This window comes from Paenibacillus sp. YYML68 (genome assembly GCF_027923405.1).
Lineage (GTDB): Bacteria > Bacillota > Bacilli > Paenibacillales > NBRC-103111 > Paenibacillus_G.
In genome coordinates, this window is sequence record NZ_BQYI01000001.1 from 3,662,957 (window position 1) to 3,689,813 (window position 26,857).

At 52.7% G+C, this 26,857-nt stretch carries 24 protein-coding genes and 1 pseudogene; 9 read left to right on the forward strand and 16 right to left on the reverse strand.

Annotation, left to right across the window (positions count from 1 at the left end; translation table 11 throughout):
- The first annotated feature begins 27 nt into the window (after nt 1-27).
- On the forward strand, nt 28-438 hold the full coding sequence (locus tag PAE68_RS16440) for a hypothetical protein (protein WP_281888715.1): 411 nt from the start codon (nt 28-30) through the stop codon (nt 436-438).
- Between the two features lie 812 nt (nt 439-1,250).
- Here PAE68_RS16440 and PAE68_RS16445 read toward each other — a convergent pair.
- From PAE68_RS16445 to PAE68_RS16490, 10 genes are all read right to left on the reverse strand, one after another.
- Nucleotides 1,251-1,718 (reverse strand): phage tail protein, encoded by a 468-nt coding sequence (locus tag PAE68_RS16445; protein WP_281888717.1) that lies wholly within the window; start codon nt 1,716-1,718, stop codon nt 1,251-1,253.
- Nucleotides 1,711-2,124 (reverse strand): SRPBCC family protein, encoded by a 414-nt coding sequence (locus PAE68_RS16450; protein WP_281888719.1) that lies wholly within the window; start codon nt 2,122-2,124, stop codon nt 1,711-1,713. The genes PAE68_RS16445 and PAE68_RS16450 overlap by 8 nt, the downstream gene beginning before the upstream one ends.
- Entirely contained in the window at nt 2,124-2,456 is a 333-nt protein-coding gene (locus PAE68_RS16455; protein WP_281888721.1) for an ArsR/SmtB family transcription factor, read from the reverse strand. Before PAE68_RS16455 ends, PAE68_RS16450 begins: the two co-directional genes overlap by 1 nt.
- A gap of 372 nt (nt 2,457-2,828) precedes the next feature.
- A complete protein-coding gene (locus tag PAE68_RS16460) occupies nt 2,829-3,860 on the reverse strand; it encodes a zinc-dependent alcohol dehydrogenase (RefSeq protein ID WP_281888723.1) in 1,032 nt (343 codons plus the stop codon).
- Between the two features lie 32 nt (nt 3,861-3,892).
- Nucleotides 3,893-4,939 carry a Gfo/Idh/MocA family protein gene (locus PAE68_RS16465; protein ID WP_281888725.1) on the reverse strand — a complete coding sequence of 349 codons (1,047 nt, stop codon included), beginning with the start codon at nt 4,937-4,939 and terminating at the stop codon, nt 3,893-3,895.
- A 15-nt stretch (nt 4,940-4,954) separates the two neighbouring features.
- Entirely contained in the window at nt 4,955-5,953 is a 999-nt protein-coding gene (locus PAE68_RS16470; RefSeq protein WP_281888727.1) for a hydroxyacid dehydrogenase, read from the reverse strand.
- Between the two features lie 47 nt (nt 5,954-6,000).
- On the reverse strand, nt 6,001-7,662 hold the full coding sequence (locus tag PAE68_RS16475) for an extracellular solute-binding protein (RefSeq protein WP_281888729.1): 1,662 nt from the start codon (nt 7,660-7,662) through the stop codon (nt 6,001-6,003).
- A gap of 98 nt (nt 7,663-7,760) precedes the next feature.
- Nucleotides 7,761-8,654, reverse strand: coding sequence for a carbohydrate ABC transporter permease (locus PAE68_RS16480; RefSeq protein ID WP_281888731.1), 894 nt, complete (start codon nt 8,652-8,654; stop codon nt 7,761-7,763).
- A gap of 15 nt (nt 8,655-8,669) precedes the next feature.
- Nucleotides 8,670-9,632 carry an ABC transporter permease gene (locus PAE68_RS16485; protein WP_281888733.1) on the reverse strand — a complete coding sequence of 321 codons (963 nt, stop codon included), beginning with the start codon at nt 9,630-9,632 and terminating at the stop codon, nt 8,670-8,672.
- Nucleotides 9,633-9,808: 176 nt separating this feature from the next.
- Complete coding sequence (locus PAE68_RS16490; protein WP_281888735.1) at nt 9,809-10,600, reverse strand: sugar phosphate isomerase/epimerase family protein; 792 nt, start codon at nt 10,598-10,600, stop codon at nt 9,809-9,811.
- A 303-nt stretch (nt 10,601-10,903) separates the two neighbouring features.
- On the opposite strand from PAE68_RS16490, the gene PAE68_RS16495 reads away from it, so the two are divergent.
- On the forward strand, nt 10,904-12,133 hold the full coding sequence (locus PAE68_RS16495; protein ID WP_281888737.1) for an ROK family transcriptional regulator: 1,230 nt from the start codon (nt 10,904-10,906) through the stop codon (nt 12,131-12,133).
- A 123-nt stretch (nt 12,134-12,256) separates the two neighbouring features.
- On the opposite strand, the gene PAE68_RS16500 is transcribed toward PAE68_RS16495, so the two are convergent.
- Complete coding sequence (locus PAE68_RS16500) at nt 12,257-13,081, reverse strand: phytanoyl-CoA dioxygenase family protein (RefSeq protein ID WP_281888739.1); 825 nt, start codon at nt 13,079-13,081, stop codon at nt 12,257-12,259.
- Nucleotides 13,082-13,215: 134 nt separating this feature from the next.
- On the opposite strand from PAE68_RS16500, the gene PAE68_RS16505 reads away from it, so the two are divergent.
- Nucleotides 13,216-14,094 carry a helix-turn-helix transcriptional regulator gene (locus PAE68_RS16505; RefSeq protein ID WP_281888741.1) on the forward strand — a complete coding sequence of 293 codons (879 nt, stop codon included), beginning with the start codon at nt 13,216-13,218 and terminating at the stop codon, nt 14,092-14,094.
- Nucleotides 14,095-14,118: 24 nt separating this feature from the next.
- On the opposite strand, the gene PAE68_RS16510 is transcribed toward PAE68_RS16505, so the two are convergent.
- Nucleotides 14,119-17,319 carry a glycosyltransferase gene (locus PAE68_RS16510; RefSeq protein WP_309299359.1) on the reverse strand — a complete coding sequence of 1,067 codons (3,201 nt, stop codon included), beginning with the start codon at nt 17,317-17,319 and terminating at the stop codon, nt 14,119-14,121.
- 150 nt (nt 17,320-17,469) lie between these two features.
- On the opposite strand from PAE68_RS16510, the gene PAE68_RS16515 reads away from it, so the two are divergent.
- The 4 genes from PAE68_RS16515 (at nt 17,470) to PAE68_RS16535 (ending at nt 20,329) form a co-directional block, all read left to right on the forward strand.
- The gene (locus PAE68_RS16515; RefSeq protein WP_281888746.1) at nt 17,470-18,594 is read left to right on the forward strand and encodes a glycosyltransferase; all 1,125 of its coding nucleotides are present in this window, start codon (nt 17,470-17,472) and stop codon (nt 18,592-18,594) included.
- A 102-nt stretch (nt 18,595-18,696) separates the two neighbouring features.
- Complete coding sequence (locus PAE68_RS22710; RefSeq protein WP_309299338.1) at nt 18,697-19,422, forward strand: alpha-helical endospore appendage domain-containing protein; 726 nt, start codon at nt 18,697-18,699, stop codon at nt 19,420-19,422.
- Nucleotides 19,423-19,523: 101 nt separating this feature from the next.
- Nucleotides 19,524-19,865, forward strand: coding sequence for an alpha-helical endospore appendage domain-containing protein (locus PAE68_RS16530; protein ID WP_281888748.1), 342 nt, complete (start codon nt 19,524-19,526; stop codon nt 19,863-19,865).
- A gap of 122 nt (nt 19,866-19,987) precedes the next feature.
- The gene (locus tag PAE68_RS16535; RefSeq protein WP_281888750.1) at nt 19,988-20,329 is read left to right on the forward strand and encodes an alpha-helical endospore appendage domain-containing protein; all 342 of its coding nucleotides are present in this window, start codon (nt 19,988-19,990) and stop codon (nt 20,327-20,329) included.
- A 151-nt stretch (nt 20,330-20,480) separates the two neighbouring features.
- Here the strand turns inward: PAE68_RS16535 and PAE68_RS16540 are convergent, their stop codons facing one another.
- Nucleotides 20,481-20,960, reverse strand: coding sequence for a hypothetical protein (locus PAE68_RS16540; RefSeq protein ID WP_281888751.1), 480 nt, complete (start codon nt 20,958-20,960; stop codon nt 20,481-20,483).
- Nucleotides 20,961-20,993: 33 nt separating this feature from the next.
- Nucleotides 20,994-21,314, reverse strand: a complete 321-nt coding sequence (locus PAE68_RS16545) for an alpha-helical endospore appendage domain-containing protein (protein WP_281888753.1) — start codon at nt 21,312-21,314, stop codon at nt 20,994-20,996.
- A 184-nt stretch (nt 21,315-21,498) separates the two neighbouring features.
- On the opposite strand from PAE68_RS16545, the gene gmd reads away from it, so the two are divergent.
- A complete protein-coding gene (gene gmd, locus PAE68_RS16550) occupies nt 21,499-22,497 on the forward strand; it encodes a GDP-mannose 4,6-dehydratase (protein ID WP_281888755.1) in 999 nt (332 codons plus the stop codon).
- A complete protein-coding gene (locus tag PAE68_RS16555; RefSeq protein WP_281888757.1) occupies nt 22,494-23,519 on the forward strand; it encodes a sugar phosphate nucleotidyltransferase in 1,026 nt (341 codons plus the stop codon). Before gmd ends, PAE68_RS16555 begins: the two co-directional genes overlap by 4 nt.
- A gap of 106 nt (nt 23,520-23,625) precedes the next feature.
- Here PAE68_RS16555 and PAE68_RS16560 read toward each other — a convergent pair whose 3' ends face one another.
- Together PAE68_RS16560 and PAE68_RS16565 are read right to left on the reverse strand one after the other, a co-directional pair.
- Nucleotides 23,626-25,296 carry a DUF11 domain-containing protein gene (locus PAE68_RS16560; RefSeq protein WP_281888759.1) on the reverse strand — a complete coding sequence of 557 codons (1,671 nt, stop codon included), beginning with the start codon at nt 25,294-25,296 and terminating at the stop codon, nt 23,626-23,628.
- Nucleotides 25,297-25,480: 184 nt separating this feature from the next.
- Nucleotides 25,481-26,851 (reverse strand): annotated as a pseudogene (locus tag PAE68_RS16565) (sulfatase family protein); the annotation flags it as partial.
- Nucleotides 26,852-26,857: the final 6 nt, after the last annotated feature.

The window sequence follows — 26,857 nt, forward strand, 5'->3', positions numbered from 1 at the left end:
ATTCTATGTAAGCAGGGGGGCGGGTACATGAAAAAAATGATCATTATGCTGCTAGTTGTCTCAACCATGCTTATAAGCTGTAGTATTAGAGAAATCCCAATACCGACTGTTAAGGTAGAAAATCCGGAAATTACTATCCCCGTGGAAATTATATCCTACAGTTGGTTAGCTAAAGATGAGTATGGTGGTGCGTGGGATGATATGCAAGATAAAGAGGCTGTAGTCGTGCCAAAAAAATCGAAAATCAACATCTCTTTTGAATACAAGCCTAAAAACATACAGATTCGTCACCACATCAGCAAGACCGAGTGGGAAAACTTCGAAAAAAATGTATACGAAATCAATGTTCCGGATAAAGAAGGAATACATATATACTCGATGCTTACGAACTGGTCAGAAGGAATTGTGGATTACGCTTTGAAAATAGAAGTAAAGTGATAAAAAAGGGTCCCATCAAACAACCATTTGAGCAGCACAAAGACGATCAACGCGGAGAACAGTTGGCCATATACGGCATTTTCTGTCGTGCCAAGCTCATCAAGTCAGTAACGTCTTGAATCTCTATTCCTTCGATTGAAAGCTTTGTCTACAGTACGGCTCTTTTACTACCATTTAGTGGTTAATCCACAGGCCTGCTATGATTACTTACTTCCATTGCTTGTAAAACGGAATGATATGAAGCAATTCAAAAAAATCGTAAGCGAAAATAGACCTCACCCTAGTTAAAGGATGGCGGTCTATTCGTTTGCAAGCCCTCTTAGACAAGCGTACAATGCTCGCTCTAGAAAGAGCATACAATAGGATTAATGAAACGTTTGAACACCAGTTAATTTCTACGACTTCCTTATTATGGTATCATAGAGGTAGGGGCAAGTGATATATAATTTTAGATATAGGAAGGAGTGGATACTTATTACAATAAGAAAAGTACTCTATCTTTTTATTAGCTGCGTTGGCGTATTAATCGTCCTATACAGTCCAGAACTAGCAATCAATGAGGCTGATCATGTTGTGCGTAGGGGAGGGTCTGCTAACATAGATCAATTGTTAAAGAGACAAGAGATGGTGGCAGCATCTTACCGATGCATAGGTGGAATTTTTATGGGAATTAGTCTGTTTTTTGTGTTATCCAAAGAAAAATAGAACATACGAATCTGGCAAGTAAACAAGAGCAGGCTATCTCCTCGATAACCTGCTCTTGTTATTATGGAATAAAAGTAGCGTTATAGCAGTCAATAGCGTGCAATCCATCAATCATACTCTCCCTTAATCACGAAAAACGACCCTCGGATCGTCCCGGCCAGCACCGACTTCTGTCTGGCGAACTTGAACCTCGGCGCGAGCTCGCTCGGCACCTCCATCCCTTCCGAAAGCTTGAAGCCGACGGCCCTCTTCTTCGGATCATCCACCGTGTACATGACGTTGACGCCAAGACCGTCCTCGTAGAAGACGTAGGCCCAACGGATGTTCACTACCTGAAAGCGCGACGTCTGCAGCGGCCTAGCCGCAAAGTCAATATTCCGCTCCTCCATCAAGATCTGGTTTACATAAGCGAGCGTATCCTCGCTCTCACTAGCGGGCATAACCGTAAATTCATGCTTGTACTTGTTCATGAAATACCGGGCTTCATGCGCCCGCAAGCCTGCCAGCGCTTCGGCTACCGGGGATGACTCCAGCCCAGCCGTAGACACCTTCTTGTAATCCACGATATCAGACATGCTCGTCCCTCCATGCCAGCACCCCGGCAAGCCGTTCACCCATGAGCGTCCAGCCGTACCTCGCGCCGCCTAGCGCTTGAGGCTTGCTGAAGCCGATATGCTCCAGATGCAGCAGCACCGAGCCGTCCTGCCCATCCGCCAAGGTCCACGTCACGATTGTGTCCTCTCCACCACTCACCCAGGTATAGGATAACCGCCGCGGCGCGTCCACCTCCAGAACCTCGCAGTGAATGACACCGTCCCAAGCCCCCTGAGGCTGCTGACGGAACTGGAATCGATGCCCGACTATCGGCTTGAAGTCGTTGTCCATCACCCACTTGGCAAGCGTAGCCGAATCGGTAAGCGCTGCCCACACTTTATCGATGGTACTGCTGAAGCGATAATCTAACGATACATTTGAGCCCATTACGAATCCTCCTTCTCCTTCAAAATATAGTCCAGCTTCTGCAAATTCGTCGTCCAGAATCGCTCGTAGTACGACAGCCAGTCCTGAATCTCTCTCAGTGGTGCCGGATTCAGACGATTCCGCGTCTCCCGCCCGACCTTGCGATCCGTCACGATGCCCGCCTCCTTCAAGATCGTCAGATGCTTCGCTACGGCGGTACGCCCAATGTCAAAATGCGGCGTCAGACGGTTCAGCGGCAGCTCCTCCGCATCGGCCAGCAGCCGAATCAGCTTACGGCGCGTCGGGTCCGCGATCGCCTGGTACACGTCATGTGAGGGTGCGCTTGCGTTCATTGTTGGTCTCTCCTCCTCGTATGATTGGACACCAAGTAGTGTCCTAAATATAAGACACCTAAGGGTGTCATGTCAAGTGGATGAGGAGACGTGGTGTTCCGCTCGTCCTTCCTCCTGCGGCACATCGGCCGCTCTAACGATGTATATCATCGCTACAACCACTCACCAGCACACTACCTACGCCCCGCCTCACGCTCTAGCGATGTATATCATCGCTACAGCAACTCCTCAGCACACTACCTACGCCTCGCCGCACGCTCTAGCGATGTATATCATCGCTACATCAACTCCCCAGCCCCCTCTGACCCACTGCTCTCCCGCGCCCCACGCCAAAAAGGGACTCTCATCGAGTCCCTCCTCACCAACACCCCGCTACCCTCGCTCACAATCGATCATCACATGGATCGTATCGCCCTTATGCTCGTTCCGCAGCTGGAACGCCCGGTCCACTTCGGCCAGAGGCACGACGTGCGTAATCATCTCCTCCGTATTGACCAGACCGTCCATCACGAGGCGCAGCCCCTCCTCGAAGAACCGCCGATTATCTATATCCCGCTTCGGCTCTGTCGAGAGAATGTCGAGACGCTTCTTATGCACCTTGAAAAAATCAACCGGCTTATGGCACGTGCCGATACAGCCGTACATAACGATGCGGCCATTCTGCGCCGCCGCGTTAATCGCGTCGACCATCCCTTCGCCCTCCAGCAGGCAAGGGATGACGACATCGAAGCCGTCGGGGAAGTCGCTTCCCACGACGTCCATCGTGCTCGCATGCTCATGCGGCAGCTTATACGTATGCGTCGCTCCGTATTTACGCGCGAGCGCCAGCTTCTCGTCGAACAGGTCGGTAACGACCAGGTTGCGCGGACTGAACAGCTTGACGACCTGCGTCATGACGAGTCCGCTGACGCCTTGCCCGGTGATCAGCACATTCTTGTGCGGGGAGATGTCAGCGAGCTCAGCGGCATGCAGGATGCCCGGCAGCACCTCAATGAGTGAGCCCTCGATCAGGGGCAGGTCCTTCGGCAGCACCTTCACCGAGAACGGACTGCAGCAGACGTACTCCGCGAAGGCGCCCCACACGTAGCGCAGCGCTACGTGGTCGCCCTCCTTCACCCCGATGACGTTCGGGCCGACCTTGTCGATCACACCTGCGACCTCATGACCGAGTCGGGTCGGGTAGCTGATGAACTCCGGCTCGCGTGCGCCGCGGAACACCTCGATATCGCTGCCGCATATGCCGACCCACTTCACCTTCACGCGCACCTCGCCCTCCTTGGGCTCGGGAATCATCGCACGCTTCACGCTAATTTCACCAATTGCGTCCATAACGGCGCACATCTGCGTACCTGGGCCGTCGCTGTCGACGAGCTCCATCGGCGGAACTGCCATCTTCGTCACCATTGTCCATGACCTCCTATAGGATCCAAATGAATTTACACGCTAGTGTTGCGAGTGAGCGACACGACCTGCCCGGTACGCATCGATTCGAAGCAGGCGTCGATCACCTGCATCACCCGCAATATCTCCTGACCGGATGCGAGCGGCTGTCGACCGTCGCGGATCGCCTCGGCGAATTCACGCAGCTGCCAGGTGAAGTTAGCGTTCGACCGCTCGCAGGCGGCGACCTGCTCTCCGTTCAGCGCCAGCTCGTATTCGTCGTTCAGCTGCAGCATCCCGTTCTGCCCGATCACATAGCGCTGGTAGATGCTGTTCTGCGTCGACCAGATGCGCTTGCCGGTCAGCCCCTCCGCATCCGCAGGTCGGCAGCCCGCATTGAACGACATGACCACCGTAGCCATCTGCCCCGTGCCATAATTTAACGAGATCGTCACCTCATCCTCGCCGCCCCAGTTCGGATTGTTCGACAGACCCTGCGCATATACCGACTCCGGCAGCCGATCATACGCCCAGACGATATAGTCGAGAATATGGCTCCCCCACAGTGGAATAATGAAGCCGCCGATCTTCGCCTCGTCCTTCCACCAGTCTGTCGCCGGCTTATCCATATGCGCGAGCAGCAGTGCGTGAATATGAATCAATCCGCCGATCTCGTTCGCACGAATGCGCTCAATCGACTCCATCACTGGTCCGAAGAAGCGGCGACTCTGCCCGACCATCAGCCTCGCGCCGTGCTGCTCAGCTGCATCAAGCATGCTCCGCGCCTCTGTAACGTTCATCGCCATCGGCTTCTCCACGAGCACATGCTTCCCCCGCTGCAGGGCGCGGATCGCGTAATCCGCGTGCAGGTCGTGCGGCAGCAGCAGCAGGAACGCGTCAATCGTCGGGTCATTAAGCGCCTCCTCATAGGACGTATACGTCCTGACGCTGTCCCACTCGGCCGCCTCCTGCTCCAGCTTCGCCGGGTCGCGGGATACGAGCGCCACCAGCTCAATATGCTCATGAAGCTCCCGAATCGCGGGTAAATGTGATTTGGACACACGTCCTAGGCCGACGACGGCCAAGCGCAGTCTATGCTGCATCGCAATCCCTCCTTCTTAAGTCATTATCGCGAGATGCTCCCGCTTCACCTCGAATGTCAGCGGCTCCCCCGCATAGAAGCGAGCCATCTCCTCCACCATCATCTTGCCGACCCGCAGCCTCGAGTCTGGATTGACCCCTGCCAGGTGCGGCCTTGCAATGACGTTCGGCAGCCGTCTGAACTCGCTGTCCGCAGCGAGCGGCTCCTCGACGAACACATCCAAGCCGGCGACGAATCGGTTCGTCCGCAGCTCCGCCAGCAGCGCCTCCTCGTCGATCAGGTCGCCCCGCGCCGTATTGATCAGCATCGAGCCGTCGCGCAGCAGCGCCAGCTCCTGCTTGCCGATCATCTGATACGTCGTCGGCACCTTCGGCGCATGCAGCGACACAATATCTGAGGCGGCCATCAGCTCCTGCAGCGACGTCAGCCGAACGCCGAGCTCGGCCGCCTTCTCCTTCGGCATGAACGGGTCGTAGCCTAGAATCGTCACGCCGAACGGCTGCAGCAGCTTGATCACCTCGCGGGCGACCATGCCGAGACCGACGAGGCCGACCGTCTTGCCGCGAAGCTCATACGTCTCCATCGCTGGAATCTTCGCATTGCCGCCAGTCGATACGATGCCGTGGACCGGGACGATCCGATGGCCGAGCGCGAGAATGAGCGCCAGCACCGACTCGCTGACCGAGATCGCTATCGCGTAGTTGCTGTTCAGCACCCGAATGCCCTTGTCATAGACGAGCGTCGTCGGCAGCACCGGGCGAATCGAGCCCGCCATATGCGCCACCAGCTCCAGCTGATCGGCCTGCTCCAGCACCTCGTCATCAAGCGCACACGTTCTCCATGACGTGATGACGGCATGAACGCCCTTCACCTTCTCCGCCAGCTCCTCCTTATGGAACGGGCGGTCGTGCGGGTTCCACTCCACATGACCAAGCGATTGCAGCTGACGCTTCGTCTCCTCAGTCATGAATGCGCTTACGATATGGTTCGGAATTTGCACAAGTATCGTTCTCATCGCTCTGAATCATCTCCTTCGGACAGTATGAATCGTTTATGTCGTACCTATTTCTTCTGCTTGGCCTCATACGCCTTCTGATAGATCTCAAGATAGGTCTTCAGGTTCATCTTCTCCAGCGTGCTCAAGTAGCTGCTCCATTCCTTCTCAATATCCGCATCTCCGGTGATGAAACGGGCGATCATCGTCTTCACATAATCGTTGATCGTCTTATCCAGCTCGGCGAGCGCCTGCGAATCGGACGGCGCGAAGAACAGCGGCGGGACGATGGACTTGATGTCCGGTCGATACGGCTCGTAGTTCTTCTTCGTCACCTCGTAATACATCTTCTCCTTATCCGGCAGCTTCAGCACCGCCTGACCGGCATACCAGTCCTTATCCGTCCGGTAATTGACGCCGTATTGCGCCCAGCTCTCGTTCTGCACCCGTCCATACGGAATGAGCAGACGATACTTCGCAGGCTGACCATCGCGACCGACATCGCCCGGCTGCGCCCACTTCCACGAGGAGTTCTCCACCCCGAAGTTCGAGTACAGATTCGCCTCAAACTCATACATCGCATCGGCCCATCGCATCGTCGCCTCCGGGTACTTGTTGGCGTTCGTCATGATGAAGTGCCCAGCCCGAATCTTGTCATACGGATTCCAGAACGACGTCTGCTTGCCGCTAGGCCCCTTGAGCGGTGCGATCGGCTGATAGTCGAGCCATCGTCCGCTCGGTCCTTCGACGATCGTAATCGTCGACGGCGAGTGTGCCGGCATCGCCCCAGCAATCGCGACATCCGGGTTCTCGGCGACCTTTTTCAGACTCGCATCATCCTGCGTGAACGACTGCGGCGCGATCAACCCCTCCTTATACAGCTTACGCAAGTACAGGAGCCCTTCCTTCCACTCCGGCTTGTTGTACACGACGTCGATCTTGCCATCCTTCACGATCATCCGCTTCAGCCCGTCATCGTAGATGAACGAGTTCATGATGAACGGATCGATCAGCGTTCGCGTCCCGGTAGCTCCGACGAGCGCGATCTCGTCCGGCTTGCCGTTCCCATTCGGGTCCTTCTCCTTAAACGCCTTCAGCATCTGGTAAAACTCATCCAGCGTCGACGGCTCCTTCAGTCCGAGCTTCTCCAGCCACGGCTTATATACGTACAGCTTGAAGTTCATCGAGCAATGGTAGCACTCGTTCACGTACGGCAGGCTATAGATCTTATTCCCTGGGGCCGTAATCGCTTCCTTCACCTCAGGCATTTCCTTGAAAATGTTCTGCGTGTTCGGGCCGTACTTCTCAATTAGCTCCGTCCACGAGACGAACACTCCCTGCTCTCCGTACACCATCTGCTGCTCGGGCGATATGCCCATGTTCATGATCACATCCGGCAAGTCTCCACCAGACAGTGCGAGATTGAGCTGCTCCAAGTAATTTTTCTCGTCGGCGACGATCCATTCGACCTGAATGTTCGTCTTATTCTCGAGCCACTTCGTGTAGCCGTTCGTGTTGAAGTTTTCGACAAGCGCATTGCCGCGTACGAGCACCTTCAGCTTGATTTTCTCATTAACAATCGGGAATTGACCTGGCGGGTTGACGATCGCTGCATTCGGACTATCCTTCGTCCCCTCCTTGTCGGTATCCCCTGTGTCCGTTGAACAGGCAGTTAACAGTACCGACAGACAGAAGCCGATGGTCCACAGCTTGACGAGCCGCTTATGCATAGTCTTGACCTCCTCATGGAGAAATCTACTTACCTTACCCCCTGTAATACATTCCGCCCACTAAGCCAGTATAGACACCTTAGCCACTTCAACAGCACCTAGCCCTTGATCGAGCCGATCATCACCCCTTTCACGAAGTGCTTCTGCACGAGCGGATAGATGAGCAGCACGGGAACGGTAGCGACGACGATCAGTGAATATTTCAGCAAATCCCCAAGTCCCTGCCTCGCAACCAAGTCCTCCTCACTCATCACCATGCTCGGGTCAATCTGATTCTGGATCAGAATGCTGCGCAGAATGAGCTGGAGCGGATATAGATCGCGGTCCTTCAGGAACAGCAAGGCGTTGAAGTACGTGTTCCAATGCTGCACCGCATAGAAGAGTGCGATGACGGCCAAGATCGGCCCCGATAGGGGCAGCACAATTTTACCAAGAAATTGCCAATCTGTAGCTCCGTCAACCTGCGCCGCCTCGAGCATCTCCTGCGGAATGTTCGCCTGGAAGTACGTTCGCGTAATGATGACATTGAACACGCTGAGCGCCGTAGGAATGATCATCGCCCATCTCGTATCGAGCAGGCCGAGGTCCTTGACGAGCATATAGTTCGGGATTAAGCCGCCGGAGAACATGATGGTGAACACGAACAGGAACATAATCGCATTGCGGCCGATGAAATCTTTCCGAGCCAGCGGATAAGCAGCCATCACCGTCAGCACGACATTCAGGACTGTACCCACAATGGTGTAAAATAATGAATTGGCGAAGCCGCTCCATACCGCCTTGTTGCTGAATACGGCCTCATAGCCCTGCAGCCCCGGATCGACGGGCCACAGCCACACTCGACCGGAGATCACCGCCTCCGTTGAGCTAAAGGAAGCGCTAACAATATACAGTAGCGGATAGAGCACAGCGAGGAAAAAGACGGATAACACCGTATAATTGACCGCGTTAAAGACGCGATCGCCTGCCGACTCCTTGACGTTCGTATGCATGCATCTACTCCCCCTCTACCATAGGCTGCTTTGGCCGATTTTTTTTGCGAGCCGGTTTACGGAGATGAGCAGAATCAGGTTGATGACGTTCTTGAATAAACCGATGGCGCTGGAATACGAGAAATTAACGATGTTCGAGGCTAAGCCGACCTTGTACACGTACGTGTCGATAATTTCGGACGTGCGCAGGTTGAGCGGATTTTGCATGAGAAACGATTTCTCGAAGCCGATCTCGAGCATGCGCCCTACGTCTAGGATGAGGAGAATGATCGCGATCGGCAATATGCCGGGAAGGTCGATGTGCCACATACGGCGCAGCTTGGAGGCTCCGTCGACGACAGCGGCCTCATGGAGCGACGGGTCGATGCTGGCGAGCGCTGCCAAGTAGATGATGCAGCTGAAGCCGACGTTCTGCCATACGCCCGACCATACGTAGATGCTGCGGAAGTAGGACGCCTCGCCCATCCAGTTGATCGGCTCAAGACCGAACAAGGCGATGAGGTGGTTAACGAGGCCGATCCGTGGATCGAGCACCTGGAAGATGATACCGACCATGACGACGACAGAGATGAAGTGCGGCGCATACGTGACCATCTGCACCATCTTCTTGAATTTGTCATGCATGACATAATTCAAGCTTAGCGCGAGCAGAATCGGGAACGGAAAGCCCGCGACGAGCTGGTATACACTAAGTGAGATCGTGTTCCACATAATGGTCCAGAACTCGTACGATTCGAAGAAGCGTACGAAGTGGTCGAAGCCGACCCAGCTGCTGCCCCAGATGCCCTTGTTCGCCACGAAGTTTTTGAAGGCGATTTGCGCACCGTACATCGGTACATATTTGAATATAATAATGTAAGCTAACGGAAGGAGCATCAGCACATACAGCTGCCAAACCTTCCGCATATCCCGCAGCAGTCTGCGAGGCTTGCTCAGTCGAGCAGCCTCGGTCTGCGGCTTCGCGCTTGCGATCTCCATGACCACCACCTCCTAAGGTGTGTATGTCGGATGTGTGCCTCCGGTGCGTACGGTCGGTACGTTCGACGGATATGTACGCCCGGTGCATTCGTCCTGTGTGTTCGTCGGGAGCACGCGCCGTGCATCGACGGCGATTCCAGCGTCTTCAGATGCGATGGGCGGCTCCCGTTGCGCCATTACTGGAACAAGGACTTGGCGTAGATCAGATCTTCCCGGATCAAGCGGTCTACGTCGTGCTCATTCGTATATTCGGCCGTCAGACAGACGACGCCTTGGTAGCTGCGCTGCGCCAAGTAATCGGCTACACGAGGCCACGAGGCGAGTCCTTGGCGACCGGAGGTGAAATATCGCTTCCACTCCGCGCTCTCCGCCTCAGGTCCGTTGATCCGGTTATAGAAGACGTTCTTCAGATTGACCATGGCGAGGTATGGCCACACGATGTCGAGTCCGAATTCTGGCTGCTGTCCAGCCAAGGCGTCATGGGCACAATCCCATACGGCACCGACGCATGACGGCGGCAGCCCATCGAGCAGGTGCAGCAGCCCCATCGAATCGGTGACGTGGTTGCCGTAGTGCAGCTGCAGCCCGACCTTCACCCCGTACTGCTCGCAGAGCGGGATAAGCGCTTCCAATTTCGCGCGCTCGCGTTTCTCCGATTCCATGTACCCGAGCTCCGGCGAGATGACCGGCATAATGCGGATCAATGGAATGCCTGCCTCCGCACACCCAGCGAACACGCGCTCCTCGGTGCTGCTCGCTACGCTGTAGATGCTCACGCCGTAATCGGCGAGCTTCTCTGCCAGCTTCGGCAGCTGATGCGCGTTGTCCGGCTCGAGCTGATACCCTTCACGGAGCGGGAACTCGATCCCGTCGAAGCCCATTTCCTTGACAAATTTGCCGAGCTCCGCAACCGAGACGTTCTTCCAAGGCTTCGTGAATACGGAGAACTTAACCGATGATTGAGACATAGTCTGCACACCCTTTTCTTTTTATTTAGGATTAAACTTGCCAATACATCCACACACCTTGCGTCAACACATCTTACGCCTGATTCGATTCACGCACCGATATTGGGTATACTTTGAAGTAGGTGTTGGAATATCGAGGAAGCTCCTCGGCTACAAAACCGATTCTACACGGAAAATAATGTTTTGTAAAGATTTAAATTATGATATACTGATGTCGTAGTGTTCGAGTACTAATTCAGCATCAAATGACGTTATATAACGATGATTAATACTAAAAACTAACTAACTTCAAGGGTGATGAATATGATACCTAATGATTGGAAGGACCAGAAGGGCAGCAAGCTGGCTCTCATCCAAGCGCTGCGCGTTCACGGCAAGATGTCGCGCATCGATCTGACCCGATTAACCGGACTGAGCCGCGCCACCATATCGTTAACGATCGCCGAGCTGATCGAGGGCGGTCTCGTGTACGAAACGGACAATCGACTGACGACGAAGGGACGTCCCGCTACGTCCGTCGAGCTCGTGCCACATTCCACAGTGATGATAGGAGCGGACTTGGATAACAAGACGTGGACACTCGGAGCGTTCGACCTGCTTGGCAATCCGGTGAAGACGGTGAAGATCCCCGTACATTCGTTCGAGCCGGAGATCACGTTCCGTACGCTGGCAGAGGAGATCGCAACGTTCAAGCAGAGCCTGGACGTGCAGCCCGTTCCGCTGCTCGGACTCGGCGTGCCGGGTCTTGTCGATGGGAGGCATCGCATGATCCGCAGCGCGGCCGATCTGAACTGGCACCAGTTCGAGGTCGCGGAGTTCATGGAGGAGGCGACCGGCTGGCCGACGGTCGTCGTCAACAGGCATCGCGCGAGGGGACTATCCGAATGCCGCTACGGCGCGGGGCAATCGTACTCGAATATGATCTATATCGGGGTCGGTATGGGCATCGCCGCGGGCTTGTACCTCGACCGTCAGCTGCTGTCCGGGGCACTCGGCGGCGCTGGCGAGATCGGACATACGACAATCGAGCCCGATGGACCGCTCTGCTCATGCGGCAACCACGGATGTCTGCAGGCTCTATCCGCAGGTCAGGCCATCGAGCAGGAGTTCCGCAGATTGGTGCGCACCTGTGAGCATACGTCGATGTATGCAGATGCGTCGATAGACCTGCAGCTCGTGCGGGCGCAAGACGTATGCGCAGCAGCGGAGGCTGGCGACACGTTCGCTGTACAGGTCGTGCGGAAGGCGGCCAACTATGTCGGTATTGCGATGGCTAACTTGCTCAATACGTTTAATCCGGAGACGATCATTCTAGGGGGAACGATCCCGAACGCCAGCCCCCTGTTCGTCGAGACGGCGACGCGCACGATGCGTCAGCGGGCGATGCGTCCGCTATCGGCCGACACCGTCGTCAGCACGTCGCAGCTGATGGAGCTCGGCGGTGCGCTCGGAGCGGCTAATTTCGCCTTCGACCGGAACATTTCGCTGTCGTTCTTCCAGCTCGATAAGGGAACGACTGAGTATTCATCCTAACCCCCGTCCCCTGTCTGAGAGGGGCATCAGCGTTGAGCTTAGTTTATATTTCGACAAAAGAATCCAAAAAGCCTCCACCATCTGACATGGCGGAGGCTTCTTATTAGCTATAGCTGCAATGGCTTACTTCTTATACACGAGCGGGTTCAGCGGACTTGCTGCGACATCACCCGGCGCAAGACCTGGCAGCCAGCGCGCTAGGTCGCTCTTGCGTGCATTCGTATCCGGCTCGATGACCTTCGCACCGTCCGCGTAATAAATAATGGTCATCACCTCGCGCATCGTCGAGGTCGGATTGCCCGGAGCACTGTGCAGCGTCCAGCCGTAATGCCACGTCGCATCGCCCGCTTCAAGTGCGCCGTAATTCTCCACTTCCATTTCTTTGGCTTCAATATATTGCGCGAGTGTCTTCTGTGACTCATCCGAGATCGCCAGCTTGCTGATGTAGCCATGCTTGTGTGAGCCGCTGGCGAAGTTCATGGAGCCCACTTCCTCGGACACGGGCACGAGCGGCATCCACATCGTGACGAACTGATCCGTATCTACCGGCCAGTAGATCTGGTCCTGGTGCCACGGTGTAATGCCACCGCCCGGCTCCTTGAACAGCGCCTGATCGTGATAGATGCGAACGCCGTCTACTCCGAGCAGCTCGGCCGCAATCTTGGCGAAGCGCTGCGCGAACACGAACCGTCTCACTTCCTCCGACTTCTCCCAGATGTTCGAGATCTGAATGAACGCCTTGCCGTACGTATCGCGTTCCTCGAGCGGCTTACTCTGGTAGTTGAGCTCCTTGACCTTCTCCCCGATAATGGTACGGTACACCGCGACCTCGTCGGCTGTCGCCACTTGGTTCAGCTTGATATGCCCCTTCTCCTGAAACTGCTGAACCTGCTCCTGACTCAACGCATAGTCACTGGACAGCTCTGGCAATCTGTTCAAATCCGACATATTCACTCGCTCCTTAATAGTGTGTTTTCTTCTTGATGTACCTTATGTTATCATGGAGCGAGCGATATGTATTTGAACATAAGAGATACTTTTTTGTACTTTTCCGACTTCCTATAGACGAGGAGGATCGATCTATGCAGCCAGCAACGCCGCAGCTGTATCCGGTCGTCCATTGGGCTCAGCAGCATAAGCAAATGCGCGAGCGCATCATTCACCGCCGTATCCGCGACTTCGAAATATTGCTGCTGGAGCAGGGAACGGTCGAGGTTCAGATCGAAGCGAGGGCGCCCTTTCAGGTGCAGCCCGGTCAATTTTTCATACTGCCGTCAAGGCTCAAGCACCGCGTACAGGTCACCTGTGATACGTATGCGCTGTTCCTCGGGGTACACTTCGACTTCTACAACGAGCTGCATATTGCCAAGGACGAAGACATTATCGTGTACGAGGACAAAGCGGACGACGATTCGTTCTGCAGCCTTCCGGACCAATCGGAGTTCAGCGATTGGCTCCAGGCCGCGAGCGTGCACGCTTCACCTGACGTCTACAGTCTGCTGGAGCGCATCATTCACGAATTCACCCATCGTCCAGCCGGGTATATGATGTGCTGCCAAGGTCTGCTGCTCCAGCTGTTCGTTCAGATCACAAGAGCGATCCACCAGCACCATCGGGAGCAGGCAAGCGCAGGCACGCAGCAAGCGATCTCGGACCTCGCCCGCACCATCGAGGCTTCGCCGGGAGACGACTGGTCGAACGAGAGGCTTGCCGCCATTCTCAGCGTCAACGTCGATTACATGGGGCGGCTATTCAAGAAGTGTATCGGCGCAAGCCCGAACAAGTTCGTCCAGCACATTCGCCATTCGAAAGCGAAGCGACTGCTCCGCGACACGAATGACACGATCGAGCATATCGGGCGAACGATCGGCTATACGGATGTGCATTACTTCGCTCGTATTTTTCACAAGTGGGAGGGGATGCCGCCGGGGGAGTACCGGAAGCTGTGCCGATTGCTGTAGGGCCTCCTCCCCAGCAGGACCGTCTCACCCACGAAAGTAGTCAGCAATTAACTGCTCCAATCTGCGATTAATCAACCTGCCAACGGATTCCAAAGAATACTTAGGGAAGATGCTCTTCCTTCCAGTGATCGCTCGCTGCTTCGCCGAAGCATAATCGGAGTGGACTTGACGCATGATCTGCACCAAGTGCTCCATGCTCGGCTCTGCCCAAAGATGACCGTGAAAATGTGCGGGCATCGAATCTGTAATCTCGACCATACGCTCAACCTCGATCAAAAAGCTGTTGTCCTCATTCATAAATTCAAGCTGAGCACTCCAATTCGTGCCGATCACAGGCACCTCAAAGGCAAGGGCTTCCATGAAAGGTCTTCCCCAACCTTCGCCGCGCGTCGGCAGAACGAAAGCGCTGCAGGAGGCATACAGCTCGCGCATTTGTTGCTCGGTCAACCGTGTGTCGATAATGTGCAGATGAGGTGGATTTTTGATTTGAAGCTGCTTGATCATTTCTTCAACTATAGATGTAATTTGAGCTCTCGGCTCATTCAATCGACTGACCTTCAGCACAAGTGATACATCATCCTCGTCTGTGAAGCTAGTCAAGTATGACAACAGCAGAATGTCCCAGCCCTTACGAATGCTCCAATCGAATACAGACAAGAAGGTGAAGCTCCTCGCTCCGTCTATTGATCCTCGGGCACTCGATGTGACCCGGTATAGCCGCTCATCCAGCGCACCGGGAATGATCTGAATATGGTCTGCATGTACTCCTGAACGAACGAACGTCTCCACGTTGAATTGAGAGGGAACCCAGACCTCCGTCAGCTCATTCAGAATCGGCACCCACTCACTGGGAATTCGATCCGTCTCAAACATCGTTCTCCCGATCTGAATCGGAGCTTGGGCCGTCTTAAACCAGTGAGCAGGCGAGGCTTGATAATGGATAAGCGCAGGATGCTTCAAGCTCGCATGTGCATTCTCAACCCGTTCATGAGACTGCTCGGTTTGAGATAGCTGCGAATCAATCGGCCTCACCTGAATACAGTATGGATACGGCTGAAGACTCTTCACGAAGTGACGCTGCTCCGAGGCATATCCGGACGCATTATAGTATGGAGACTCCCAGATGATCCCTACTTCATCCAGCTGGAACACGCTGTATCCATATTCCTCATCCTCTTCACTCGGGATTGACCCTCGGCCCTTCATGGTCCATGGACCACTGTCGAGCAAGGAGCAGAGCGCTTCATATTCCTCCTCCACTCCATCTACGCCACAGATGATCAAGGTGCTTCCAGGAGGGCACTGGGCTAAGCACCATCGACACCAGCTCTTCAGGTGATCGGCACCTAGACCTGCACGAAGCAGTAGAACGATTTGCGCTGCTGCAAGGCTAGGAGCTGGATGCATGTCCGGATGACTAACCTCCAGCATATATGCCTCTTGACCTCTATTGAACCATGAAGATAAGGCTGACTGGAGCTGTACCAGCATTGATGAAGAAAGGTAAGCATGAAGCAGCACATGCCATTGAATTGGTGACTCTGACTGCTCATAGGAGTCCATTGCTTGAGCGTGTGCTTCCAGCACTGGAGCAGCCCTCCTACGTGCGGCTTCCTTGCGAAGCTCCAGCTCAATAAGCTTCTGCGAAGCTTCTTCTGCATCTGGATCTAATTCGAGCGCCTGCGTATAGATGAGCTTCGCCTTGCCGTCCACATTCAAGGCGAAGTAGGTGTCACCTAGCTCCTGATGCAAGGCACCTAGCAACAGCTTAAGCGTACCGATTGCGTATTGAAAATACGAGATCTGAAGTGCATGAATCGGTGTCTTCAGCTCATTAGCCTTATGGAATGCCTCTATGGCCAATGCCCACGATTGCAATTCACAGTAACAAACTGCCACGAGTGTCCAAGCTCTACCCAAGAGAGCATCTGTAACATCCGAATACTTAGACTCTTGATCCTCTGTAATAGATTTCAGTATAGATAATGCCTGAAGAAATTTCCGGTCAGCAATTAGCATCCAAGCCTTCTGAAGCTGCAGGTCCGCTCGGTCAGAATAATGAAGAGTCAGGGCTGCCATAGTTCCTGCCGCACGTTGGTTACGTTTCTGATGATTATAGGCAGCAACTAGCTCTAGCTCTTGTTCGATCTTCTGCTCCTCGTCCAATGCGGGCATAGGCTCTCGTGAACAGAGCTCGAGCACATACTGCGCGGCTAGCAATGCACTATCGTCCCACGAATAGCGAGATCTTATCTTGTCGCTCGCACGCTCTCCAATTTCCTTCAATCGATGTCCATGTTGATACGCATATCTAAGCTGCTGCTGCAGCGCTTGCTTATCTACTTCAATCCAGCTCGGAGCATCGACAGTCTCCATCGCTCCAACCTTCATTTCAGGATGAACATAAACGGATGACTTCACGAACAATGCTTCCGTTGCGTCCAGCCATTCCGTCACTGGCCCTGCATCGGGCACAATCACCGCTGTACCGCATGCTGCTGCTTCTGCGATCGGAAGCCCGAAGCCCTCGCCGCGAAACGGAAACACAGCGCAATCACAGCTTTGATACAGCTTGACTAACTCCTTCTCCTTTACGTGTACATCTGTATAGGAAATCGAGGGGCTCTTTGAATCTTTTTGGGCCTCCAGCACTCGGTCTTGAAGCGTAATCCCATTGTAATGTGAGGTAGTTCCATGATCCTTGACAATTAAGCACACCTTGTCTTCTGAACTGAATTCTGTCAAGTACGCATCGAGCAATATATCGAAACCTTTGCGAACGATCGTACCTCCAACATATAAAAATCGAAAAGGCCCTCCTGGATTCGCTCCTTCCATCCTTACGCTCCCGGGGTAAAATACGTTCGGGTCTACTCCAAGAGGTAGAACTCGAATCTTGTCTGCAGGAATTCCAGAATCAACGTACTGAGTCTTATTTAGCTCGCTGTATACCCAGATCTCATCCATCTCATACTTCATGGGCATATACCATGCAACAGGCACGGCTCCGAACTCCCATGGAAGAATATGAATCCAATATGAGGCCTGTGCTGGTCTTGTCAATCTCGGCGGCCACTGATGAGTGATATGTACATCCACTTGCTCTGAAGCTGCGATCGGGTAGCGAAGTAATTCAAATCTCTCATTCGTTTGAAGCCTTTCATACAAGCGAGCGTTCACTAGTGACAGGCTATTCGTTTCGGAGAAATCTCCCTCCCAAGTCATTCTTATCTTTTTACTCACAAGCACTTCACCTGCATTTCTATGAATTTGGATATAACCGATATACCTTCAATACCTTAATATCCCTCTAGGCTACACTTTATGGATATTCATTACATACGATAAATAATACTACCGGGAGGAGTGAATAACTTGAGTAAACCATTGATCTCACTATGTATGATTGTTAAAAATGAGGCGAATTGCATCGCCCGTTGTCTAACCAGTGTCAAGCCCTATGTAGACGAGATGATTATTGTCGACACAGGCTCCACTGACGGTACGGCTGACATCTGCAGGGACATTGGCGCTACGGTCTATGATTATGTGTGGAACGATCATTTTGCCGAGGCGAGGAATTATGGGTTAGTGCATGCAAATGGTGAATGGATTCTGTGGCTGGATGCCGACGAGGAGCTAGGAGAGAATGGTGAACAGCTCCGTGATCTGGCCTTGAGTGATGAATATGATCTGTACTCGTTTCAGTTAAATAATTATTACGGACCTCGGGTAGATCCGAATAACGTGATTCGAATCGCCCACCCGAGACTATTCCGCAATGGGATTGGCTTGAAGTTTCGTAATCAGATCCATGAAGCACTTAACGTGGACGAGATCTTCTATCAGCATGATCGTGTCCATCGAATCACTCATACTCCTGTGATCCTGTGGCATTATGGCTATTTGGATGAATTCGTACAAGACAAGAACAAATCGAAGCGCAACATCCAATTATTAGAAAAGGCGCTGTCGAGCAACAAGGAGGACCCGTGGCTGCACTATCACATGGCCTCCGAATATTATCGTCTTAAAGATTACGCTCCTTCCTTCCATCATGCGAATCGATCTATCCTCCTGTTTATGTTGAACCAGCTCACACCGCCGTCGTTGCTCTATAAGCTGAAATATTCCATTCTCATCAGTACAGGCAGCTATGAAGGCGGATATCCTGCCATCGAGAAAGCCATTATGCTGTATCCCGATTATGTAGACTTAATCTTCTATAAGGGCATCCTCTTGTACATGTCCAGCAAGTATGAGGAGGCGATCGAGGCATTCGAGCAATGTCTGGAGATCGGAGAGTCGAATATGAAGCACTTGACCCAGAATGGGCTTGGGAGCTTTCATGCTTGGCACTATAAGGGCCTTTGCAAGGAGAAGCTGGGTGATCCCAAGGAGGCCGAGCATTGCTACAACCAGGCATTGGCCCTTCATCCAGGTCATATCGACTCCTTAGAGGCGCTTAGGGAGTTAGGCAATCAAGAACATACGGGCTAATGACCCTCCGCATTCGCCAAGTCACGCTCTGGACTTCAGAATACGATGTACTGTAGTACCCACACAGCAGGATGAAGCCAGCTCCAGAAAGCGAGGTGAACCATGTCGCAAGCCAGCATACCGAATATTACGCCGACCATTAACGTACCTGTCAACAGTACTGTTCCGCTTCTTCTATCTTCCATCGCACTCGAGGAGCTTGCATTAGCGCACATCGTGAATACCGAGGCCGAGAAGCTGCAGTATGTGCTCGGTACACTGACGCCCTCGATGGCTCCGGTCACTCCCGGCGTCGTAACCTTATCAAGTCTGATGAATGTGAATCGGAGCATACGCAGTACACTGCAGGATGTGATCAAGCACGAGATGCTGCTCCAGTTCAAGCTGGGAAATACTCTCGATCTAATTCAAAGTATCCCTCCGCCTCCTCCTGTTCTCACCATTCAAAACTCGGATAACCCAGATCCGGTTATTGTGCTTGGACCTACCGTGCTGACATACACAATTACGGTGGAGAACACTGGCCCCACCACAGCTACCGGAGTCGTCATGACGGATACGCTGCCGCCAAGCGGGGGAGTGAATGGACCAGCATTTAACTTGAACACGTTGTCGTTGCCTCCAGAATGTGTTCTGGAGGGACCTGTTGTCGGCGGAAATGTCGTCTGTAACCTAGGTACACTTCTGCCAAACGAGGTGAGAGTCCTCTCATTTGACGGGCTCGTCACTTCGCTTGTAAGCGGAACATTGACCAATACAATATCCGTAAATGCGATGGAAACCTTGCCCACAATAGCGACAGAGGATACGGATATCATCGTGCCATAGCGACCTAATGTATACATGTAATGGGCATATATGGTGAGCAAATTGTGGATGGATGCGTATTGTGTAGTGAAATACCCTAAAACTATAATGAGGTGAAGAACATGTCTCAAGCGAATATTCCGAATATTACCCCGAGCATTAGCATCACGATCGGTCAGACTGTCCCATTGCTGCTGACATCCATTGCACTTGAAGAGCTGGCACTTGCTCACATCATGAATGCAGAGGCCGAGAAGCTCCAATTCGTCCTCGGCACATTAACACCCACCTCGTCTACCTTGACGCCTCCAGACGTCACAATCTCTAACCTGTTGCTCGTTTCATCCAGTGTGCGTCGCACGCTGCAGGATGTAATCAAGAAAGAGATGCTGCTTCAGTTCAAGTTTGAGAATATTCTGGACTTGATCCAGGTATCGCCGGATTACCCAGTAGTCGGAACGTAACAAACAGAAGACCACATTAAACGTGTAAACCTTTCTGAAAACAGGCAAGTGTAGTGAGCGCCTTTTAGATGGATGCATATGGTAAAGAGAAGTACCCCATAAACTTGATGAGGTGATGAAACATGTCCCAAGCGAATATCCCGAATATTACGCCAAGCATCAGCATTACGATCGGTCAGACTGTTCCGTTGCTGCTGACTTCGATTGCACTTGAAGAGCTGGCACTTGCTCACATTGTGAACGCCGAAGCCGAAAAGCTTCAATTCGTTCTCGGCACATTAACACCGACTACGTCCACATTGACGCCTCCAGACGTCACAATCTCTAATCTGCTTCTTGTTACATCCAGTGTACGCCGCACACTTCAGGATACCATTAAAAAAGATATGCTGCTCCAGTTCAAGTTCGAGAACGTGCTGGACCTCATACAGGTATCCCCAGATCACCCTGTAGTCGGAACGTAACGAACAGAAGGTCCACCAACGTAATTAACCGAGCCAATGTCCATCATTGTCTCGGTTTTTCTTTGTGAGATCGTGTGGAGTAATAAAAATATACAACCAGCTTTCCTCCAATTTGATGGAGTCAAGCCGGTTGTATGCTAAGGTTTCCTAATCAAACTCGGTTTTGCTTCTTGGGATCAAAGGTATTATTGAACCAGGGGCGGTCCGGAATGGTTCTTACCGTATGGTTCGTCAATATATTCATCCTCTTGTTTTTATAGCTATTAATTTTTTTTAGAAGCACATATAAGCTCGAAGAGGAAGAGGTCCCGTACATGTGCAGATGCATGGGAGAGATGTCGATTTGTTGCTGGATGTCGCTAAACAAGTGCTCCTCGAGTATCGTTTCCGAAAGTACACTGGACTCCCGAACGATGGTATATTTCTTCAACAAGAGCTGCTGAAGATTCAGTAACGCTCTTAAGTTGCGAACAGTACCGAATCGCAACTGCTTAAGCTGCTGCTTATCCTTTAACTGTCCGCTTACATACAAATATTGAAGACTCTGATTGATTGTGATGAGACCAGCCAGCACTCGGTATATGGCAGCCTCATTTTCCGCTAGCGCCTTTACATACTTTTTTCCCCGCATGCGTTCACCCCCCTTACCAGAAGGTGCTCTGCATTACTCGCAGTCGTGGTGATCGCAGTCTTCCTGTTCCTTCAGAAGCATCACATCATCCAGCTTGCGTAATAAGAGCCACTCCTTCATCACGATTACTTCCAGAAACTTACTTACCTGTCGATTGAAACGAATAATCTGTTCAGTCGTGGGACACGTTGGAAAGTTCCCTTTGCTCCCGACAAAGGCTTGAATCTTCTCAGCCTCAGCATTCATCAAGTGAGATATTGCAATCTCTTCAAGAGCAATTGACTCGAACAAATCGACTATCGTTTCATCCATCGAAGGCCTGAACTTCCCTTCAGGTATAGACGGCATACTCATGATTATTCCCTCCTTCGTGATCGTGTAGGCCATCGTCACGACTTCTACGGTATTATATGCACCCAAACCAAGAGTGTTCTGCACGGTAATCATTCAGACCGCATAACTTGTAAGGAGTTCGTATTCATTACAGATGCACACCTTGCATGCGTAATAAGCGAACATACAACGAAGGAGGACCACCATGCGCACTGCTTTCATTACTGGAATTACAGGACAAGATGGAGCCTACCTGGCAGAGCTGCTATTATCCAAGGGCTACCGTGTCATCGGGATGCGCCCACAGCGAAGCACAGCCAACCTGTGGAGATTGAATGAGCTGAATCTAACGGAGCAGGTGGAGCTTGTCGAAGGCGATGTAACCGACCTCTCCTCATTGGTTAAGCTGCTGGACACTTACAAGCCGGATGAAATCTATAACCTCGCAGCCCAGAGCTTCGTCGGTACCTCCTGGAACCAACCTATACTCACTTGTCAGATCACAGGGATCGGTGCCTTAAATCTGCTGGAAGCTGTTCGGATGGTTCATCCAGAAAGCAAATATTATCAAGCCTCCTCCAGTGAAATGTTCGGCAAAATTCAACAACCGCAACAGACCGAGGACACTCCGTTCTACCCGAGAAGCCCTTATGGCGTTGCGAAGCTATTCTCTCACTGGATGACGGTCAATTACCGGGAGAGTCATGGACTGTTCGCTTGCAGTGGCATTCTGTTCAACCATGAGTCTCCATTGCGAGGACTTCAGTTCGTTACCCGCAAAGTAACTGATGCTGTCGCACGCATCTACTACGGCTTAACCGATAAGGTTCAGCTAGGCAATCTGGACGCACAAAGAGATTGGGGCTTTGCACGAGACTATGTCGAAGCGATGTGGCTGATGCTGCAGCAGGAACAGCCTGATGACTACGTGATCGCGACAGGTACGACCACATCGATTCGTACGCTGTGCGAGCTAGCGTTCAACCACGTCAACTTGGACTGGACTCGATATGTAGAGGTAGACCCGAAGCTGTATCGCCCTGCTGAAGTCGAGGTACTACTAGGGGACCCTTCCAAGGCTTCTCGTCAACTTGGATGGACGCCTCGCACTAGCGTGGAGCAATTAATCTCGATGATGGTTGAGAGCGATCTTCAGCGAGTCCGATCTGAGATGAAGCATGTAGAGGGACGGTCATTCTTATGAGAATTGTACTAATGTCGGGAGGAGCTGGTAGTCGCCTTTGGCCGCTGTCCAGTCAGTCGATGCCGAAGCAATTCATCCCCTTGTTCCAGCGTGAGGGTGATCAGATGGAGTCCATTCTTCAGCGCAACGCAAGGCTGATGCTGCAGCGATTCGAGACAACAGACATCTTCATCTCATCCGGGATTGAGCATGTCCAAGAGATTCGGAGGTGTCTGCCTTGGGAGCCTTCTATCATTGTGGAGCCCGAGAGGCGAGACACATTCCCTAGTATTTGTCTCAGCTCCTTGTATCTGATGTCTGTCATGCAGCTGCCGGAGGATGAGCTGGTATGCTTCTGCCCTGCAGATCTGTATGTCGATCATCCATTTGTAGACCGGATTGCTGACACTTCTGTACAGACCGACTGGTCACAGGTAAGCATAGCCTTATTGGGAATTCAGCCAACCGAGCCATTGGAGAAGTATGGATATATTATTCCGAAGGGTGAAGCTGCTCTAATCGACGGTAAGACGCGAGCGATTGAGCGGTTTGTAGAGAAGCCCTCCAAGACCGAGGCGGCGGCCTTAATTGCAGAGGGGGCGCTGTGGAACAGTGGTGTGTTCATCTTTCCGCTGTCCTTCATCAAGCAATATTTGCAGCACAAGGGCTATCCAATCACCTATCAAGCCTTCCTTGCCCACTACAAGGAGCTACCTAAGATCAGCTTCGATTACGAGGTGCTGGAGAAGACGGAGCGAGCTGGTGTCATTTCATTTGAGGGCTGCTGGTCGGATATCGGCAGCTGGGACCGACTGATCGATACGATTGGTCTTCCGCATATCGGGAATGCTGTAATTACGAAGGATACCGGCAATGTCCATGTGATTAACACGACACCGACACCTGTAATCTGCATGGGTGTCTCTGATCTCATCGTTGTCCTGACCGAACAGGGGTGTCTTGTAACCTCACGAGACACATGCGATGATATTAAGTCACTGCTGGCGGTCCATGCGATGAATTCAACCCACAGCCATCGTTAGCGACAGCTTGCTTGTGATATCGGTTACGAACACCGCCGCCCTCCTTGTCCAGAGTTAGCGGCGGTATCTCCATAAGCGTATAGGTGCGTAAGTGTGAATACTCGAATCAGCATTCATTCGGTGATGCAGAGATGAACTCTAATATTTCATCGAAGCAATCGAGGAGCAGCATTTCTTTCCGATTGATTTTCTTTAACGTTTTGGACACGGCTGAGTTGACCTCTAGAAGCTGCGAGACAGTCACATGCATTGGCGACGCATTCGGATGCAAGGTCCCTACGGCCGCCTGCACCATCTCCGCGCTAGAGTTTATCAGATGAGCCATAGCCACCTCCTGGAGACCGATGGCAGCCAGCTGAGCACCAATAATTTTTCTGAAGTTCTGAATCACGAGCTCATTCGAGGAGCCATACCCCTGTGACACAGGACTCTCTGGAGACATCTGGTATTCAAACTCGAACAGGGCCTGATTCACGTATTGTCCAGATGCCGGATTGCAGGTCACGAGCAGCTGATATTCAACAACAACGGTCTGCTCGGGTTCGATTGTACCCAGGCTTAGGTTCGACGGGTCTGCACCCGGCTGCGGAACCCCGTCAATTGTGACGCTGTTCGGAACCAGCGTTGTCCCTACAGGAGCGGCATCGAACATGAAGACAACATTCGCTTCGGTCGATCCTGTATTCGTAATTTCGATTTGGTACGTAATGACATCTCCAGGCTTCGCAAATGTAACATCTGCACTCTTGACCGCCTCAAATTGTGGAGCATTGACATCGATCTGTAAGCCAATTCCGTTAATCAAGTAAGCATCACCACTCGTGGTACCCTGAATGGCAGCACTATTCTGCGAATTGATCATCTGGGAGGAGACGTCAATATTGGTGATGTCGTAGCCTTGACGTCTACCGTCCGCATTAGTGCCAAGAGGTTGGTTTAAGCTCCCAAAGGTACCTGTCGTGTTTAGCGTCCCATCGTTGCCATTAATCTGAGAAGCAAAGAAGTTGTCGATCGGATTGTTTGGACCCGAGGATGGAGTCATCGTTCCAACCGTGGGTCCGAATAATAGCTGGTCCCCGGTCCTGTTGGAGTCCCCTTCAAGGGCGCTGACCTGTAATCTCCCGCTCACTGGACCGCTGGCCGGGGTAACGAAGCCGGATATTGTTACAGGAGTACTACCCGAGCCACTGCTAACGAATTCACTTGTAACGAAGATCGACAAGTCTCGAACGGGCAAGGTCGGATTCCCATAGGCGACCATCAAGGTCCACCCGCCTGCATTGGTCGTATTGCTTGAAGCGGAGGTAGTCGCGACGAGTTGGCCGACTGTATACGCACCCGCACCTGCGCCTTGAACAATTGCCGTCACATCGGCAGACCGTACGTAGAAAGTGTTAACTAAGGTCGCTGCAGTAGCAGGGTCAAAGGCTATGGAGAACACTCCGGATGGAGTCGTGAACTCAACATTATCATCGATAAATGCGGACAGATCCTCTCCAGAGACACTATAGCTTCCAGACCATACCAATTCGGCATAAAGCACGGTGCTCTGCGCTGGTAATTCCAGTATCGCACTAGCAGCATTCTCCGTGTAATTTAATGTAGTCCCTGGCGGAAAATCGTTGACCTGACTTGCCAGATTCGGGGTCGCCATGGCACCTATCGAATCCTGGTCCCCTTGATTATTCGTATTCGCTTGCTTACTTAGTCCTATTGTATTACCCGTAAAAGTAATGGCTCCGTTCGTCACCGTGTTAAATCGTTGAACAACTGTCAATTGACTTCACCCCTTCCCTGTATGATATATCTTATGTAAGCATGTACCTGCTTGATCGTTTGTTTGTCCATAGGCATGAGATGAATTTGGTTGGAATCATGCACAAAGAAGCCTCCGCGAATCTTCATCGCGAAGGCTTCTCCTCCTTACTTGTGTACAAGTTAGGCTGCGTCCATCCCAACTTCTAAGCGTGATATATTCTCGGCATCGCGAGCGGCTCCTTGCCGAGCTCCGCCCAGACGTACTTCAGCAGCAGCTCGGTCTTCAGTCCGGCGCAGGACGGATCGTCCCACCGATTGTGCAGCTCGCCCGGATCCTCCTGCAGATCGAACAGCTCGCCGTACGACTGGTTGTAGTACACCGTCAGCTTGTAGCGCTGATCGACATACGTGCGCTGATGAATCGTCGTCGGCTCGTGTCGGAATTCGCAGATAATATGATCTCTCGCGCTGCTCTTGCCCCCTGTCCATACCGCAGACTGATCAACACCCGTCATCCAGACCGGAATCGGCAGCCCTGCGAATGATAGGAACGTCGGTGCGAGGTCGACGAGCGACACGAGTGCATCCGACTGAACATTCGCTGGCACCTTGCCCGGATAGCGAACGATGAACGGCAGCTTGATCAAGTCCTCGTACATGAAGCCGCCCTTCGCCTGCAGCCCGTGCTGCCCGAAGAAGTGACCGTGGTCCGTCGTGAACACAACGATCGTATCCTCTGCCAGACCGAGCTCCTCCAAGCGATCGAGAATGCGTCCGATGTACTTGTCCATCATGCTGACCATGCCGTAATACGTTGCGACGAGCTGCTTACGCTCCGACTCTGGCATGAGGTGGGAGTGGTAGCCGTGAATGCCATACCCCGTCTCCTTCCACGCCGAGAAGTCCGGACGCTCCTGCTGCGTCATGCCGAAGTGCGGCGGGTTGTTGTCATGCTCACCGGGAGTCACCTCAGGAATTGTCAGCGATTCCGGATCATACATCGTATCCCACGGCTCAGACACGAGATACGGCGGATGCGGATCGAAGAAGCTCGCCCATAGGAAGAAGCTCTCGTCCTGATCCTTGTACTGCTCCAGCAGCGCGTTCGTTCGCTCCGCGATCCACGTATTGTAATGGTACTCCTCCGGCAACTCCCATCGGTGAAGCTGCTTCGGGTCCATCGTGCCCGTCGGCGCGAGGAAGTAGTCTCTCCAGTTCGTACAGCCCTTCTCCTCCATCCAGATCGCATAATGCTGCCCGACGTGCGCCTCGTTCGTATGGTTGCGGGCAAGCTCGACATGGTCGAAGCCGTAGAAGCTGTCACTGAACTGACGCCAGTAATCAAGATCCTGCAGCAGCGGGTACGACTCCAGCGACGAATACGCCTCATTGCCCATTAGTGGTTGAAAATGCGCCTTGCCGACCAGCGCCGTCCGGTAGCCCGCCTCTTGGAAATCCGTCCCAACGACGTGCCGATCCTCCAGCAGCTTCGTGCCGAGCGTCCATGCGCCGTGCTGGCTCGGATATTGTCCAGTAATGATCGATGCACGTGTCGGTGTGCATGTCGGATTCGGGCTTCA